This is a genomic window from Devosia sp. (genome assembly GCF_039927955.1).
In the GTDB taxonomy this organism is placed as follows: Bacteria; Pseudomonadota; Alphaproteobacteria; order Rhizobiales; family Devosiaceae; genus Devosia.
In genome coordinates this window covers 24,705-39,730 of sequence record NZ_JBDSUA010000075.1, presented here as the reverse complement: position 1 = coordinate 39,730, position 15,026 = coordinate 24,705, and the positions used below count along the sequence as shown (strand labels likewise).

Below are 15,026 nucleotides of genomic sequence, written 5' to 3'. Positions count from 1 at the left end.
ACCATGGTGACGCTGCGCAGCTACACGCCGGCCGATCTCGATGCGCTTTACGACATCTGCCTCGTCACAGGCGCTGGCGGGCATGATGCGTCGGCACTGCACAATGATCGTCAGCTTGTTGGCCATGTCTATGCGGCGCCCTATGGCGTGCTCGAGCCAGAGCACGCCATGGTGGCCGAGGACGATGAGGGCGTAGCCGGCTATATCGTGGGCACGTTCGACACGGATGCGTTCGCTGCGCGGCTTGAGCGTGAGTGGTGGCCGGCGCTGCGGCAGCGCTATGCCGACCCGGCATTGGATCTGACTGAGACTGACCGGCAGCGCGTGGCGACCATCATGGCGCCACCGGCCGATCCTGCCAATATCGTGGCGACTTACCCGGCACACATTCACATGAACCTGCGGGCCCGACTACGCGGCCAGGGTGTTGGCATGGGTTTGCTAAACCGCTGGATTGCCGATGCCCGCGGCGCCGGGGTGCGCGGCATCCATCTTGGGGTGAGCGCCAGCAATGGCGGCGGTATTGCCTTCTGGCAGAAAGGCGGCTTTGTGCCGCTGCAGCACAATGCACGGTCAGCCTGGTTTGGCATGGCGCTTTAGCGCGGTGCCGGCGCGACAAACGCTACGACATGCTGGTCATCAGAATCTTGTCGATGCGGCGGCCATCCAGATCGACGATCTCGAATTTCCAACCGCCACTGACAAAAGTTTCGCCGACCTTGGGCAAACGGTTGATGATCGACAGCACGAAGCCGGCGACCGTTTCGTAGCGGGCGTCACGGGGGATGGAAATGCCCAGCTTGTCGCCGAATTCGTCCACCGGCATCCAGCCAGCCACCAGATAGGAGCCGTCCTCGCGCCGCACCAGTGCGGGGTCGTCGCCGGTTTCTTCCTGGAACACGCCGGTGATGACTTCGAGAATATCGCCTGAGGTGACGATGCCTTCGAAATGGCCGTATTCATCCACGACCAGCGCCATATGCACCGTTGAATTGCGGATGGCGCGGACGACGTCGAGGGCGTCAGCATGATCCATTACCACCGGCACCGGACGGACGAATTTGCGGATATCGAGCGGCTGGCCATTGGCGAAGACGCTGAGCAGGTCGGTGATCGCCACCACGCCGATGATTGAATCGGCGTCCCCATCCTGCACCAGCAGGCGCGAGCGATGGGTCGACAGGATGGTCTTGCGAATTTCATCGGGCTCGTCAGAGAGGTCGATCAGTTCGACATCGAGACGAGGCGTCATCAGCCCGCGCGCCGAGCGATCGGCGAGGCGCATGACGCCCGAAATCATGGAATGTTCATCGCTTTCAAACACCCCGGCAGTGGTGGCCTCGGCGATGATGGTCTTGACCTCTTCTTCGGTCACCGTCTCTTCGCTTTCCCCGCTCTGTCCGAGCAGGCGCAGCACCAGGCGACCGGAAATATCGAGCAACCAGACAACCGGCGAGCCGATAGCGGCGAGCAGCTTCATGGCCGGGGCAACGCGCGCAGCGACGCCTTCGGGATCGCGCAGCGCGATCTGCTTGGGCACCAGTTCACCCAGAATCAGCGACAGGTAGGTGATGCTGACGACAACCAGGCCGACACCGAGCACGTCGGCAACATTGGCGGCGACGCCGAGTTCGCGCAGGCCGGCATTGAGCCGCAGGCCCAGCGTAGCGCCGGAAAAGGCACCCGAGAGCACGCCGACCAGCGTGATGCCAATCTGCACCGAGGACAGGAACCGTCCGGGGTGTTCTGCCAGTTTCAGAGCGACCTCGGCACCCTTGTTGCCCTGATCGGCCATCACCCGCAGGCGGGCCGGGCGCGCGGAAACCACCGCCAGTTCGGACATGGACAGGAGACCGTTGATGATGGTCAGCACGACGACAATCAGGATTTCGGCGAACAAGGGCGTCACTTGGTTGGCGGCCCCGCACTCAGCATCGGGTCGCTTGTGGCCAGACAGTTATACCGGCAATTTGGGCGCTGTCGCTATGGCCATGGAAGAAAATGAGGGATTGCGGGTGTTGAAAAACTCAACACCCCGACGTTCCCTCAACCCATCTTCCGCTTACCCTTATCATCGTAGGGGTTGGTGCTGCCCGAACGCACCCACAGGCGGATCGGGGCGCCCTGGATGTCGAAGGCTTCACGCAGGCCATTGGTGAGATAGCGCAGATAGGCCGCCGGCAATGCCTCTGGACGCGAGGCGAAGAGGATGAAGCTGGGCGGCCTGGTCTTGGCCTGAGTCATGTAGCGGATCTTGAGGCGGCGACCCGAGACGGCCGGAGGCGGATGCCCCTCGACCATGCCGGCCAGCCAGCGATTGAGCCGGGCGGTGGAGACGTGCGAGTTCCAGCTGCGCTCGATCTTGAAGATCGCGGCCATCAGCTTGTCGATATTGCGGCCCTGCAGACCCGACAGCGTGACCATCGGAATGCCGCGCACCTGTGGCAGCAGGCGTTCGCAGGCTTCCTTGAGATGGGCCAAAGCGGCGTTCTTGTCCTCGACCAGGTCCCACTTGTTGATGGCGATGACCATGGCGCGGCCTTCGCGCTCGACCAGATCGGCGAGCTGCAAATCCTGCTTTTCAAATGGCATTGTGGCGTCGAGCAACAGCACGACGACTTCAGCGTACTGGATGGAGCGCAGGCTATCGCCCACTGCCAGCTTTTCCAGCTTTTCGGTGACGCGCGAGCGGCGGCGAATGCCGGCGGTATCGACCAGGTTGATCACCCGACCTTCCCATTCCCACGGTACCAGAATGCTGTCGCGGGTAATGCCGGCTTCGGGGCCGACGAGGACGCGGTCTTCGCCGACCAGGCGATTGACCAGCGTGGACTTGCCGGCGTTCGGACGGCCGACAATGGCGACGTTGAGGTAACGCTTGGGATTCCAGCGCAGCGTGGCTTCGTCGCCCTCGCCTTCGAGCATGTCATCGGTGATATCGACGTCGACTTCGGGCAGCGCGTCGAGATCGCCGATCTGCGCCGCTTCCAGATTGGCCGCGGCGACGTCGATGGCCTGCGAGACGATGGAATAGAGTTCGCTCAGGCCCAGACCGTGTTCCGCCGAGAGCGCGATAGGTTCACCAAAACCCAGCTTGAAGGCCTCGACAAGCCCTGCTTCGGCGGCTGTGCTTTCAGCCTTGTTGCCGACCAGATGCACGGCTTTACCGGCCTTGCGCAGCACCTGGGCGAAGCGCTGATCGAGCGGGACGACGCCGGCGCGGGCGTCGATCATGAACAGGATGACGTCGGCTTCCTTGATCGCCAACTCGGTCTGCTGACGCATGCGGTCTTCGAGCGAGCCATCGGTAACGTCTTCGTAGCCGGCGGTGTCGAGCACGCGGAAGGTCAGGTCGGCAATGCGGCCTTCGGCTTCACGACGATCGCGGGTGACGCCCGGCGTGTCATCGACCAGCGCAATCTTGCGGCCCACCAACCGATTGAACAGGGTGGATTTGCCGACGTTTGGGCGGCCGACGATAGCGACGGTGACAGTCATATATGCGCAGTCCTTCAGACGGCAAAGCGGCCGCTATTTCTCGACGACCGGAGCCGCATCAGTGGCAGGGGTCGCTGCAGGTGCATTGGCACCCGCAGGAGTATCGGTAGCATTGGCCGGATCCGCCTTGACGCTGTTGACCAGCTTGTCGATGGCGTCAGCGGCCACATCGGCCTCGCTCTTGGCCTTGACCAAGCCTTCGGACAGCATCTGCGCCAGATAGAAATTCATGCGGTTGCGCACAGTATCGGGGGCCGAAGGATCGTTAAGCGCTGCTTCGAAGCTGGCCTGCGCATCAGTATATTTCTGCGCCTCGTACTGGGCCAGGCCCATGGCTTCACGGGCGGCATTGCGCATCGGGCTGGTATCGTTGGCAAGACTCTGCACGCGGGCTTCGACATCGGCCAGCGTGCCGTTATCGACCTGCAACGTGCCGGACAGCACCAGCGCCAGTTCGCGCAGGCGCGGATTGGTTTCGTCGTTGGCCAACTGGTCGTACGCGGTGATGGCGTCGGCGGCCTTGCCTGCCTTGACCAGCAGCCCGGCTTCGCGGAATTTGGCCAGCGTCGGATAACCCCCAGCACCGGTGGCGATCAGATCGTCCAGCGCGGTCTTGGCGGCAGCTACATCGCCGCCATCGGCTGCGGTAAAGGCGGTGTAGAGCTTATCCGAAGACGCGGCGGACTTTGACGACTGATACCACGACCAGCCTTCATTGACGCCGACCAGCACCACGACCAAAACCGCGGCACCAATGACGAATGGCCCAAAGCGTCTCCAGGCGGAGCGCATGCGATCGGAGCGGAGTTCTTCATCAACTTCGCGGAAAATGTTATCTTGGGACATGCAACGCCTGAACGGGATCGGTCTGAATTCGGGCGCACAATTATCACGCGCACCCCGGAATGCAAACACTGATGGGGATTTACGCCGATTGCGGCGAAAGACGGCCCAAAACCGACCATCGCTGTGAAAAAAATGCCATCGCGGCCAGGCAAGCGAAGGCGTATAGAAAAACGGCGTCAACCCCTTCGGAGCCAACGATGCGGCTCGTACCTTTGCTGCTGCTCTTGCTGGCCTCCACCCTGCCCGCCTCGGCCAATGATCTGCTGGAACCGGTGTTGCATATCGCCAAGGGTGGCTCCGGCCATCCGCAAGTGGCATTGACACTGGACGCCTGTGGCGGGGCCACCGATCTGCGGATCATCGACACGCTGATCGACAATGAAATTCCGGCAACGCTGTTTTTGACGCGCAAATGGATGCTCGCCAATCCCGATGTGGTGCGCACGCTCGTGGCGTATCCGCAATTGTTTGAGCTGGAAGACCATGGCGCCGAACATGTACCGGCGGTGCTGGGCAGTGAAACGGTTTACGGGATCAAGCCGGCCGGAACGCTCGAAGCGATCGCCGCCGAGATCAAGGGGGGCGCCGATGCCCTGGTAGCGAGCGCCGCACCGGCGCCGCACTGGTATCGCGATGCAACCGCCGAATACAGCCCTGCCGCTTTGCCGCTGATTTCCAGCATGGGTCTGGGCGTGGCGGGATTTTCGCTCAATGCCGACTATGGAGCCTCGGTGTTCGCGCCCAAGGCGCAATCGCAGATGATCAGCGCCCATGATGGCGACGTGATCATTGCCCATATGAACCAGCCCAAGCGCCCCTCTGGCCAGGGAATTGCCGCTGGCATCCTGGCGTTGAAGGCGAAAGGGTTCAGGTTTGTGCGGCTGGAAGACGTGCAGACTATTGGTGCTGACGGCCGCAGCTAGGCGGTTTCGTTGCAAAATGCATCGCAGAGGCGCATTTTTGGCCGAATTCAGGGCCCGATTAATACTAACATCCGGATTTTTTCGGGTTTAATTGACGTCTTACAAAACTACGCCACAATGTCGCCAGTTTTTGACGGGGCGTTATTATGGTGCGTGTACTTTTTGTGGCGCTGGCCTTGATGTTTGGCGCCGTCCCTGCCTTTGCCAGGACGGTTTCAATTGTCGTCGACATCTCCGACCAGTCGATGGCCGTCAGCGTTGATGGTGATGTGCAGTATCGGTGGGACGTTTCAACCGGCAAGCGCGGTTATCATACACCGACCGGCAATTACGAGCCGATCCGCATGGCGCGCCGTTACTACTCCAAGAAGTATGACAATGCGCCAATGCCCTACTCCATCTTCTTCCATGGCGGCTACGCGATCCATGGCACCACGCATCTGCGCGCGCTGGGCACACCGGCTTCGCATGGCTGCGTGCGGCTAGACCCCGAAAACGCAGCAGTGCTCTATGAGCTAGTGCGCGAATATGGACCCGACAATACCGCAATCCAGATCCGGTCATAGTTCGAGCATCTCGCACGAAGACTGTGACAGTGTTTGGCCGCGTCCAGTCAGAAACGGCTTTACAGCCCGCCAAGCGCCCATTCGCCGAGTATCTCCGGGTTGCGATGGCCGCGCACCGTATGGAGCAGCCAGAAGTGGCTGACCCGCCAGCGAAACGGACGACGCATGACAATGTCCGGCACACGCTCGCTCGCGTAGAAAATCGTCATGTGCGGTTCGATGGACCGCGGACCGACGCGCATGCCGTGAGATTGCATGGCGCGGAAGATATCCCCGTACAGCCGGTCCAGCTCCCGATCTGGCTGCGATGACGACAGCACCACTGGGAATTGCGCGGCGCCCCTGGCGCGGCCAAAAGTCTGGACGCGATCAAAGGCCAGATCGAAGGACGGGCGGCGAATGGCGGCACCGACCGCCATGGCATCCTCGATGTCGCCTGTATCCATCGGTTCGCCCATATGAACGCCATTGAGCGACACATGCAGGCGATCGGCCCGGGTTGGTTGCCGGCTATTGTGCCGCCGAGCCAGTATCCGCGCGCCGCGCTCGATGTCCTGGGCCAGCGCGGGCGGCGGCAGGAGCGTGAAATAATAGCGGTGTTCAGCATCTACCGCAGAGTTGCTGTCGCGGACCGACGGGCGGCCGAAAAAGTCGAGCTGCATATCCATGACGAACCCATACGTTCCCTATTTGTTCCGTTTTAGAGCCAGGATACGGCGTGGTCAAGGGTGAGTATGACCCATGCACAGCTCAGCGGCGATTGCCATCAGCCGTGGCGCCTGAGGCGCATTGCCGACCAATCGGCGTCGATGGCTATCTGGGTGACGGTGGAGAGGCCGAATTGCTCGACCAGGCCGTGAATGGCATCGCGATTGAGATCGCCAGCCAGTTTTGACGTCAGCTTCGGATAGGCGATCCAGAGGATGACATCGGCCCGGAGCGTGGCTGGCAGCACGCCAAGCTGACGGCGAAGGTCGGCCCGGCTACGCAGGAACACCAGCACCACATCAGCCTGGCCCGCAGACCCCCGCCGGTCAGCGCCGCCTATGGCTGTGTCCAGTTCCCCATCGGCGGCGAGCACGGCAATGGTCCGCGCGGCCTTGACCTGCAACCGTTCGAGTACTGGTTTACCTGACATGATCCCTACTCCGCTGCGGGCCGTTTGCCGGCCCGGTCGGTCAACGCCTCGATCAGACCACCGAGCCGCATGACCCACCAAATGTATCAGAACGCGGCACTGGCCTATATGCGGACGGTCGATGGCTGGTTGATCCAATCTGTCGACCGATATTTTGGGCAGATGCTGAAGGAGCGATCACGTCGGGCGGCGTCGGGCCAAGGCGCCGCCGCCCAGTGCAAGGGCGATGGCGGCGGCGATCAGCGCCGCCGCGAGAGCGAAGGTAAGCTGCTGGCCGGTGGCAATGGCGGCCGGTGGTGCAGTGGTGATATCGGTGGTGGACGAGGCGGCGGCGAACACTGCACCCATTACCGAAGCGCCGGTGACCAGCCCGAGATTGCGTGACAGATTGAGCATGCCGGAAATTACGCCACGCTGGTCGGACGGCACGCCTTTCATCACTGCGGTGTTGTTGGCGGCCTGGAACAGCTGGTAGCCGGGCGTGAGTATGGCGACGGCGATGACGTAGCCAAGCATGCCCATGATGATCGGCAGCGTGGCCAATGCGGCGGCGCCAATCAGCATGACCACCAGACCGACAATAACTGTGGACGCTGGGCCGAGATAGTCGACGAGGCGGCCAGCCGGAAGGCCGGTGAAAGCCGAAATGATCGGACCGATCGACATCACCAGACCGACCATGGCGGCGGCAAGGCCCACGGCGCGGGAGAGGTAGAATGGACCGACCACCAGCGTTGCCATCATCACCGTCGAAACCAGCAGGCTGACGGCGAGGCCTGCCGAAAGCCTGGCGTCGCGGAACAGGTCCAGGGGCAGCAGTGGTGACTTTGCCTTGGCCTCGACCAGACCGAACAGGCAGCCGCCCGCGACAAAGGCGAGCAGCAGGACGAGGTTGAGCGCGCCAAACGTGCCACGACCGAGGGTCATGGCGAGTGCGTAGGCGGCCAGCGACACCCCGAGAACTACGGTGCCGAGACCGTCGAAGCGCTGGCGATCGGCTTTTAGGACGCCGCGGCCGGCGGGCAGGTAACGCCAGGCCAGCAGCAGAGCCACCGCGCCCAGCGGCAGATTGATCAAGAAGATGAATCGCCAGCCGATGGTGGCGATCAGGACGCCGCCCAGCGACGGTCCAAGCGCGGTGCCGACGGCCGACATGGTGCCGAGCAGGCCCATGGCGCTGCCGATACGTGCTGTTGGTACGGTCTCGCCGACAAATGCCATGGTCAGCGCCAGCATGATAGCGGCGCCCACCCCCTGCCCGGCCCGCGCAATCAACAGAAGCCAGAGCGACGGCGCTATGCCGCATAGCGTGGAGGCCAGTGTAAAAATGGCGATGCCAACCAGCAGAAGCCGCTGCCGACCGATGAGATCGCCAAGACGGCCGATGCTGACGATCAGCGTGGTGATGGCCAGCAGATAGGCCAGCACCACCCATTGCACGTCTTGAAACGCGGCGTCGAAGGTCTGGGCGAGAGTCGGCAATGCGACATTGGCAATGCTGGTACCCAGAGACGCGAGCAACATCGATAACGAGAGTGCCGTCAGCGCCCCTGTCGCAGAAGCGGTTTTGTCGGGATTTTTGCTGAGCTGTTCCATGATTGTTCCAATGGCAAAGGCGTTGCCTGGAAATTAGCGTTGGGCATTGCATGGCGGAAGGCGCAGCATTTGCACTCTATTCGTGCATCAAACGCCTGCTATGATGTGGCCCATGTCGATGCCTGACCTCAATCTGCTGATCACCCTGGACGTGCTGCTGGCCGAAGGCAGCGTGGCCCGGGCCGCGCAACGGCTGCGACTCAGCCCCTCGGCGATGAGCAGGGCTCTGGCCCGACTGCGCGAGACCACGGGCGACCCATTGCTGGTGCGGGCTGGACGTGGGCTGGTGCCAACACCGCGTGCCACGGAGCTGCGCGAGCGGGTGGCGCAACTGGTGCAAGACGCCGAAGCGGTGTTGCGGCCCGCTGCGAGGCTGAACCTGAAGCAGCTGGTTCGCACGTTCACGCTGCGGACCAGTGATGGATTTGTGGAAAATTTTGGGGCTGCATTGATCGAGCAGATCGGCCGGGAGGCGCCGGGCGTGCGGCTGCGTTTTGTACAGAAGCCGCAACAGGAAAGCGCCTCGCTGCGCGACGGATCGGTCGATCTGGAGACTGGCGTAATCACCGATAGCAGCGGGCCGGAACTCCGGACGCAGGCCTTGTTCCACGACCGGTTCATCGGCGTCGTGCGGATCGGGCATCCGCTGGCCGAGAACACGATGACGGCGGCCCGGTTTGCCGCTGGACGGCATGTACTGGTGTCGCGGCGGGGATTGGATACCGGGCTGATCGATCAAGCGCTGGCGCCGCTTGGGTTGGAGCGGGAGATCGTGAGCATTGTCGATGGATTTGCGGCAGCGCTGGCGCTGATCCGCGGTTCGAACCTGATTGCCAGCGTGCCGGAGCGCCACACCGGCAATCTGCGGGCGGACTTGCACAGCTTTGCCCTGCCGTTTGCCGCGCCGGAAATTACCGTATCGCTGCTCTGGCATCCACGCGTGGATGCCGATCCGGCGCATCGCTGGCTCCGCACCTGTGTGAGGGCGGCTTGTGCGGAGGCAGCAGCAGCGCCGGACTTTCGAGCCCAGGTGTCAGGCGTTCGATACTAAATCTGGTCCTGTGGACCAGATTTGCGTCGGCCAAAGCTGGCGCCGGTTCTCATTCCCATTCGATCGTGCCGGGTGGCTTTGATGTTACGTCATAGACCACGCGGTTGATGCCGCGCACTTCGTTGATGATGCGGGTAGCGGTTTTGCCGAGGAAGTTCATGTCGAACTGGTAGAAATCGGCGGTCATGCCATCGACGGAGGTCACGGCGCGCAGGGCGCAGACGAATTCGTAGGTGCGGCCATCGCCCATGACGCCGACGGTTTGCACCGGCAGCAGCACGGCGAAGGCCTGCCAGATCTTGTCGTACTGGCCCGACTTGCGGATTTCATCAAGATAGATGGCATCGGCCTGGCGCAGGATATCGAGCTTTTCCGGGGTGATGCCGCCCGGGCAACGGATGGCCAGACCCGGGCCGGGGAACGGGTGGCGACCGATGAAGCTTTCCGGCAGCCCAAGTTCGCGGCCGAGGACGCGCACTTCGTCCTTGAACAGTTCGCGCAGCGGCTCGACCAGTTGCATGTTCATGCGTTCGGGCAGGCCGCCGACATTGTGGTGGGACTTGATGGTGACCGAGGGGCCGCCGGTGAACGAGACGGATTCGATGACGTCGGGATAGAGCGGTCCCGGCGCGAGGAATTGCGCGCCGCCGAGCTTTTTGGCTTCGGCCTCGAAGGTCTCGATAAACAGGCGACCGATGATCTTGCGCTTGGTTTCGGGGTCAACCTGCCCGGTCAGCTCGCGCAGGAACACTTCGGACGCATCCACGTGGACCAGCGGGATATTGTATTGATCGCGGAACATGGTGACGACCTGTTCGCTCTCATTGAGGCGCATCAGGCCATGGTCGACATAAATGCAGGTCAGCTGATCGCCGATGGCCTCATGGATCAGCACGGCAGCGACGGAGGAATCAACGCCGCCGGAGAGGCCACAGATCACCCTGCCCTTGCCGACCTGGGTGCGGATCTTTTCGATCATCTTGGAGCGGTAGGCGGCCATGTTCCAATCGGATTTCAGGCCGACGATGTTGTGGACGAAATTGGCCAGCAGCTTGCCGCCATCGGGCGTGTGGACCACTTCGGGGTGGAACATAGTGGTGTAGCGCTTGCGGCTTTCGTCGCCGGCAATGGCGAAGGGCGCATTGGGCGACGTCGCCATCACCTTGAAGCCCTCGGGCAGTTCGGTGACGCGGTCGCCATGGCTCATCCAGACGGGGTAATGGCCGCCGACGGACCAGACGCCCTCATAGAGCGCGCTGGGTTCGAGGATTTCGACATCGGCGCGGCCGAACTCGCGGTGGTGGCCGCCCTCGACCTTGCCGCCAAGCTGGAGGCAGAAGGTCTGTTGCCCGTAGCAGATGGCCATGATCGGCAGATCGGCATCGATGATGTCCTGCGGGACGCGCGGGCTGCCTTCTTCGGTGACCGAGGCGGGGCCACCAGAGAGGATGATGCCCTTGGGCTGCATCGCCTTGAATGCTGCAGCTGACTTGTTGAACGGGTGAACTTCGCAGTAGACGCCGGTCTCGCGAATGCGTCGCGCGATCAGTTGCGTGACCTGCGATCCGAAGTCGACGATCAGGATGGAATCTGGGGGTGTGCCGGGTTGCTCGCTCATGGCGAGGCTTTAGCGAAAGGCCCCGGATTGCGCAAGATGGTGGTGTGCATTGTTGGGTTGCGCCCTTCCCCACGCGCTGCCCTTCGCATAGCGTGCGCCAAATTCGACCGAGGGGGACGTCGACTTGGATTCCGAGAACCGCTTGCTGGGCGCTGATTTCCTGCGCTGCACCGCCTGTTTCGTGGTGATGCTGCACCACTGCTTGCAGCATATGGGATATTCGCGGAATTTTGACCTCCTGGGTTGGACCGGGGTGTTCGGCATTATCGGCGGGCTGGGCGTGGCGATGTTTTTCGTGCTGTCCGGCTATCTGCTCGCACGGCCGTTCTGGAAGAGCCTTGATCAGGGCGCCGCGATGCCTTCGCTGCGGATTTACGTGCAGCGCCGGGCGGCGCGCATTCTGCCGGGGTTCTGGCTGGCGATGACGGTCACCTTCATTTTGACAGTCACGGTATTTCACTATCGGCTCGATGGCTGGCTGGCGCTACGCTACCTGTCCGGCATGTTGCTGATCAGCGACTGGCACTGGACCACGCTGTTTCCGGTGGAGGTCAATGGGCCGCTGTGGTCGATCGGCTTTGAAGTGTCGTCCTATGTGTTCCTGCCGCTTGGCTTTGCGCTGATGTTCTGGGCCAGCCGCATCATACGCCAGTACTGGCTGGTGTGGATTACTTGGCTCGTGGTGATAGCGGCTACGCTCGGGCTGCACTGGCTGTTCGTCAATTTCGTGCATGTCGACAAGGCCAATTCCGGCTGGGATTATGGCCTGCAGGGCGGCGCCAAGACCTGGATGCCGCGGTTTAACCCGTTCAGCATGTTTGTGATTTTCGCCGTTGGCGCACTGGCCGCGGGCCTGCAGGTGAAGCTGGCGCGGCTCCGCCATCTGGCGTTCGATGCGCTGAGCCTGTTGAGCGGAGCCGTGGCGATCTACCTGATCCTGCAGACGTGGATGCGGGGCAGTGTCGAGGATTATGGGCTGTTCGGGGTGCCCTACTCGTTCCCGCTTCTGCCGCTGGCGTTGGGTGCGTTTCTCGCGGTGACGCCATCGACGCGGTTCGTTGGAGTAATGCTCGATAATCGGCTAGTGCGTTATCTGGCGAGCATTTCGTTCGGCATCTATGTCTGGCATGTCCTGGCGATCGAGTTGGTCCAGCGCCTGTGGCTGCCGCCAGTCTCCAATGCCCCGGATCAGGGGTATTTCGCGCTGGGCGTGGCTCTGGTGGTGGCGATTTCGATCGTGGCGGGGTCGTTGTCGTTCAAGTATCTGGAGGAGCCGATTATTCGCTGGGCGCGGATGCGCGAGAGCGGATATGGGCCGAAGGCCACGTCGGCTTGATCCGAACATGCTCTTTTCACCGCGTGATAAATTAGACTTATCAACGACTTAGTTCAAAATTCCGATTGATAGATTCAACAGGCTGGCGAAGCTGACCCATGCCAGGTACGGCACGAAGAGCCAGGCCGAGGTCTTGTCGAGCCTGCGGGCGGTGACGATGAAGGCGATGAGCAGCAGCCAGATGGCGACGATGACGACGAAAGCCGGCCAGATCAGTTGCAGCTTGAACCAGATCGGCGACCAGGCCCAGTTCAGCGCCATCTGGCCGTACCAGATTTTCATCGCGGTGCTGTTGCGGTCGATCATGAAAATGCGCCAGCCGGCAACGGCGATCATCACGTAGAGCGTGAACCAGACAGGTCCGAAAATCCAGTTGGGCGGATTAAACGGGGGTTTGGTCAGGCCCTCATACCAGGTGCCGGGGATCGATTGCGTGCCGATCAGGCCGCCGACCGCCACCACCACAACGATGAAGGCCGCGAGGATCAGCCAAGGTTGCGGGGTCTTGTAGTCGGCGAGTGACGCGATGCTCATTTCAGCCATCCAGATCGGTGTTTCTGGCGCTTAAACGCGCGTCGGGTGCTGGCGGTTCACGCTGTGCGCGTGAAGGCCGCGAAATAAAATCCGTCGGTCTGGGTCAGGTGCGGGGTCAGCATGATGCCACCAGCTTTGGAGACGACGCCATCGGGCATTGGGACCGACAAATTGGCGGTCCAGATGTCGGTGGGTGCGAGCGCGGCGAAGCCTGCGTGGCGCGCCAAGAATGCCACCTGCTGCTGGTCGTTCTCCTCGGGCAGGATAGAGCAGGTAATGTAGATCAGCGTGCCGCCGACTTTCGCGTAGCGTGCTGCGTCATCCAGAATTGCCGCCTGCTCGGCGACCCGCTGTGCCAGCAGTTCGGGCGAGAGTTTCCATTTGGTATCGGGGCGGCGACGCCAGGTGCCGGTGCCGGTGCAGGGCGCATCGACGACGACGCGATCCATCTTGCCGAGCAGATCATCCAGCGCACCATCCTGCGGGGCGCGGACCTGCACGTTGCGGGCACCATTGCGCTTGAGGCGATCATAGATCGGCGCCAGCCGGCTGCGATCGCTGTCGAAGGCGAAAATCTGGCCCTTGTTCTGCATGGCGGCGGCGAGCGCCAGGGTTTTGCCGCCGGCGCCGGCGCAGAGGTCCAGCACCTGTTCGCCGGGCCTGGCGCCTACCAAAGTGGCCACCATCTGGCTGCCCTGATCCTGCACTTCGAACCAGCCTTTGAGGTAGCCCTCGTCGGTGGTGACATTGGGGGTACGGCTATCGCGGCTGCCGGCATCCATGCGGATGCCGTTGGGGGCGATGGCCGATTGTTCGGGGGTGAAGCGGGACAGGCTTTTCAGCGCCCGTTCGCGGGTAGATTTGAGGGTGTTGACGCGCAGGTCGAGCGCCGGGCGGCCGGCCATGGCTTCGCCCTCGGCGACCCAAGAGGGGCCGAAAGTCTGTTCGAGCGATGGCATCAGCCATTCCGGCATATCGGCGCGGATGTGGTCGGGCGCGGACGCCAGCACATCGGATGTCAGGCGGGCGATTTCGTCGTCGGTCAACGGCGCGGGGGCGTGAGCATCGCCCACAAAACTGGCGTTCAGCGCTTCGGGGGTTTCGGCCCAATCGCGGACGGCGACGGCGAGGACCAGGGCGCGCGGGCTGTCATCGCCCATGATGAAGCCATGCGAGGCACGGCGGCGCAGCGCGTCATAGACCAGATTGCCGATGGCGGCGCGATCCCCGGCCCCGGCGAAGCGGTTGGCGAGGCCCCAGGTCTTGAGCGCTTCGGAGACCGGGCGCTTGCGGGTTTCGACATCGGTCAGCACATCGATGGCGGCAGACAGGCGACCGGGAAGGCGCATGGATCAGATACTCGGGGCAAAAAAGACGAGACGCAGGACCAGCCATAGCCACAGCAGGCCCAGAACCGCAAGCCCGGCGGTGTAGGCGGCGAAGCGCCGATGCACCCGATTGGTGGAAATATGAATCGCCGCATGGACATAACGCAGGAGGACAAACAGCCAGGCGAGGACGATTTCGACCCAGCCGGTACCGCCAGCAACAAGGCTGAGCAGCGCGCCGACGTAGAACAATACCGGGAGCTGGAACTGATTGTCGAAATTGTTGGACAGCAGTTTGGCCTTGAGGGGGTAGGCATCGCGGTCGACGGCGATGTCCTTGATCGCAATCTCCCCGCTCATCACCATCGGCACACGCTGAAGGCCCATGAGCACGAGCACGACGACGGTCAGCAGGACCTGGGCGGCGATAGCGAGAATGAGCAGCTTGGCGGTGAGCGTCACGATCAAGCTCCGGGAGAGATTGGGGGTCTGAGGCTAAGGGCTTGTAACGGAATCGGTTCCGATGGGCATGCAAATTTGCCGCGCGGGATCACCGGGCGGTTGGCTGGACTGCAGAGCATGCGGCGAGGCT

General features: G+C 62.4%; 15 protein-coding genes. 5 read left to right on the top strand and 10 right to left on the bottom strand.

From position 1 onward, the window contains the following. Positions 1-3 precede the first annotated feature (3 nt). Positions 4-600, top strand: a complete 597-nt coding sequence (locus ABIT12_RS17550) for a GNAT family N-acetyltransferase (protein WP_348040500.1) — start codon at positions 4-6, stop codon at positions 598-600. Between the two features lie 22 nt (positions 601-622). Here ABIT12_RS17550 and ABIT12_RS17545 read toward each other — a convergent pair whose 3' ends face one another. The 3 genes from ABIT12_RS17545 to ABIT12_RS17535 all read right to left on the bottom strand — a co-directional run bounded on the left by ABIT12_RS17545 (position 623) and on the right by ABIT12_RS17535 (position 4,344). Next, the gene (locus ABIT12_RS17545; RefSeq protein ID WP_348040574.1) at positions 623-1,885 is read right to left on the bottom strand and encodes a hemolysin family protein; all 1,263 of its coding nucleotides are present in this window, start codon (positions 1,883-1,885) and stop codon (positions 623-625) included. Between the two features lie 161 nt (positions 1,886-2,046). Beyond that, complete coding sequence (gene der / locus ABIT12_RS17540) at positions 2,047-3,498, bottom strand: ribosome biogenesis GTPase Der (protein WP_348040498.1); 1,452 nt, start codon at positions 3,496-3,498, stop codon at positions 2,047-2,049. Positions 3,499-3,531: 33 nt separating this feature from the next. Continuing rightward, positions 3,532-4,344 carry a tetratricopeptide repeat protein gene (locus tag ABIT12_RS17535; protein WP_348040496.1) on the bottom strand — a complete coding sequence of 271 codons (813 nt, stop codon included), beginning with the start codon at positions 4,342-4,344 and terminating at the stop codon, positions 3,532-3,534. Between the two features lie 197 nt (positions 4,345-4,541). Here ABIT12_RS17535 and ABIT12_RS17530 point away from each other — a divergent pair, with 197 nt between their 5' ends. Next, positions 4,542-5,267 (top strand): polysaccharide deacetylase family protein, encoded by a 726-nt coding sequence (locus ABIT12_RS17530; RefSeq protein WP_348040494.1) that lies wholly within the window; start codon positions 4,542-4,544, stop codon positions 5,265-5,267. A 146-nt stretch (positions 5,268-5,413) separates the two neighbouring features. Further along, positions 5,414-5,833 (top strand): L,D-transpeptidase, encoded by a 420-nt coding sequence (locus ABIT12_RS17525; protein ID WP_348040492.1) that lies wholly within the window; start codon positions 5,414-5,416, stop codon positions 5,831-5,833. Positions 5,834-5,892: 59 nt separating this feature from the next. On the opposite strand, the gene ABIT12_RS17520 is transcribed toward ABIT12_RS17525, so the two are convergent. The 3 genes from ABIT12_RS17520 to ABIT12_RS17510 form a co-directional block, all read right to left on the bottom strand. Beyond that, positions 5,893-6,501, bottom strand: coding sequence for a 2'-5' RNA ligase family protein (locus ABIT12_RS17520; RefSeq protein WP_348040490.1), 609 nt, complete (start codon positions 6,499-6,501; stop codon positions 5,893-5,895). Positions 6,502-6,599: 98 nt separating this feature from the next. Beyond that, the gene (locus ABIT12_RS17515; protein WP_348040488.1) at positions 6,600-6,971 is read right to left on the bottom strand and encodes a DUF3052 family protein; all 372 of its coding nucleotides are present in this window, start codon (positions 6,969-6,971) and stop codon (positions 6,600-6,602) included. A 177-nt stretch (positions 6,972-7,148) separates the two neighbouring features. After that, the gene (locus ABIT12_RS17510) at positions 7,149-8,567 is read right to left on the bottom strand and encodes an MFS transporter (protein WP_348040486.1); all 1,419 of its coding nucleotides are present in this window, start codon (positions 8,565-8,567) and stop codon (positions 7,149-7,151) included. Positions 8,568-8,679: 112 nt separating this feature from the next. Here ABIT12_RS17510 and ABIT12_RS17505 point away from each other — a divergent pair, with 112 nt between their 5' ends. Continuing rightward, on the top strand, positions 8,680-9,618 hold the full coding sequence (locus ABIT12_RS17505; protein ID WP_348040484.1) for a LysR family transcriptional regulator: 939 nt from the start codon (positions 8,680-8,682) through the stop codon (positions 9,616-9,618). Positions 9,619-9,667: 49 nt separating this feature from the next. Here ABIT12_RS17505 and guaA read toward each other — a convergent pair whose 3' ends face one another. After that, complete coding sequence (guaA, locus tag ABIT12_RS17500; protein ID WP_348040482.1) at positions 9,668-11,236, bottom strand: glutamine-hydrolyzing GMP synthase; 1,569 nt, start codon at positions 11,234-11,236, stop codon at positions 9,668-9,670. A 124-nt stretch (positions 11,237-11,360) separates the two neighbouring features. Here guaA and ABIT12_RS17495 point away from each other — a divergent pair, with 124 nt between their 5' ends. Continuing rightward, positions 11,361-12,572 (top strand): acyltransferase, encoded by a 1,212-nt coding sequence (locus tag ABIT12_RS17495; protein WP_348040480.1) that lies wholly within the window; start codon positions 11,361-11,363, stop codon positions 12,570-12,572. A gap of 48 nt (positions 12,573-12,620) precedes the next feature. Here ABIT12_RS17495 and ABIT12_RS17490 read toward each other — a convergent pair whose 3' ends face one another. Genes ABIT12_RS17490 through ABIT12_RS17480 form a run of 3 tightly spaced genes read right to left on the bottom strand, consistent with a single transcriptional unit; the run spans position 12,621 to position 14,896 of the window. Beyond that, positions 12,621-13,106 carry a TspO/MBR family protein gene (locus tag ABIT12_RS17490; RefSeq protein ID WP_348040478.1) on the bottom strand — a complete coding sequence of 162 codons (486 nt, stop codon included), beginning with the start codon at positions 13,104-13,106 and terminating at the stop codon, positions 12,621-12,623. Positions 13,107-13,162: 56 nt separating this feature from the next. Then, a complete protein-coding gene (locus ABIT12_RS17485) occupies positions 13,163-14,455 on the bottom strand; it encodes an RsmB/NOP family class I SAM-dependent RNA methyltransferase (RefSeq protein WP_348040476.1) in 1,293 nt (430 codons plus the stop codon). 3 nt (positions 14,456-14,458) lie between these two features. Next, a complete protein-coding gene (locus ABIT12_RS17480; RefSeq protein ID WP_348040474.1) occupies positions 14,459-14,896 on the bottom strand; it encodes an MAPEG family protein in 438 nt (145 codons plus the stop codon). Positions 14,897-15,026: the final 130 nt, after the last annotated feature.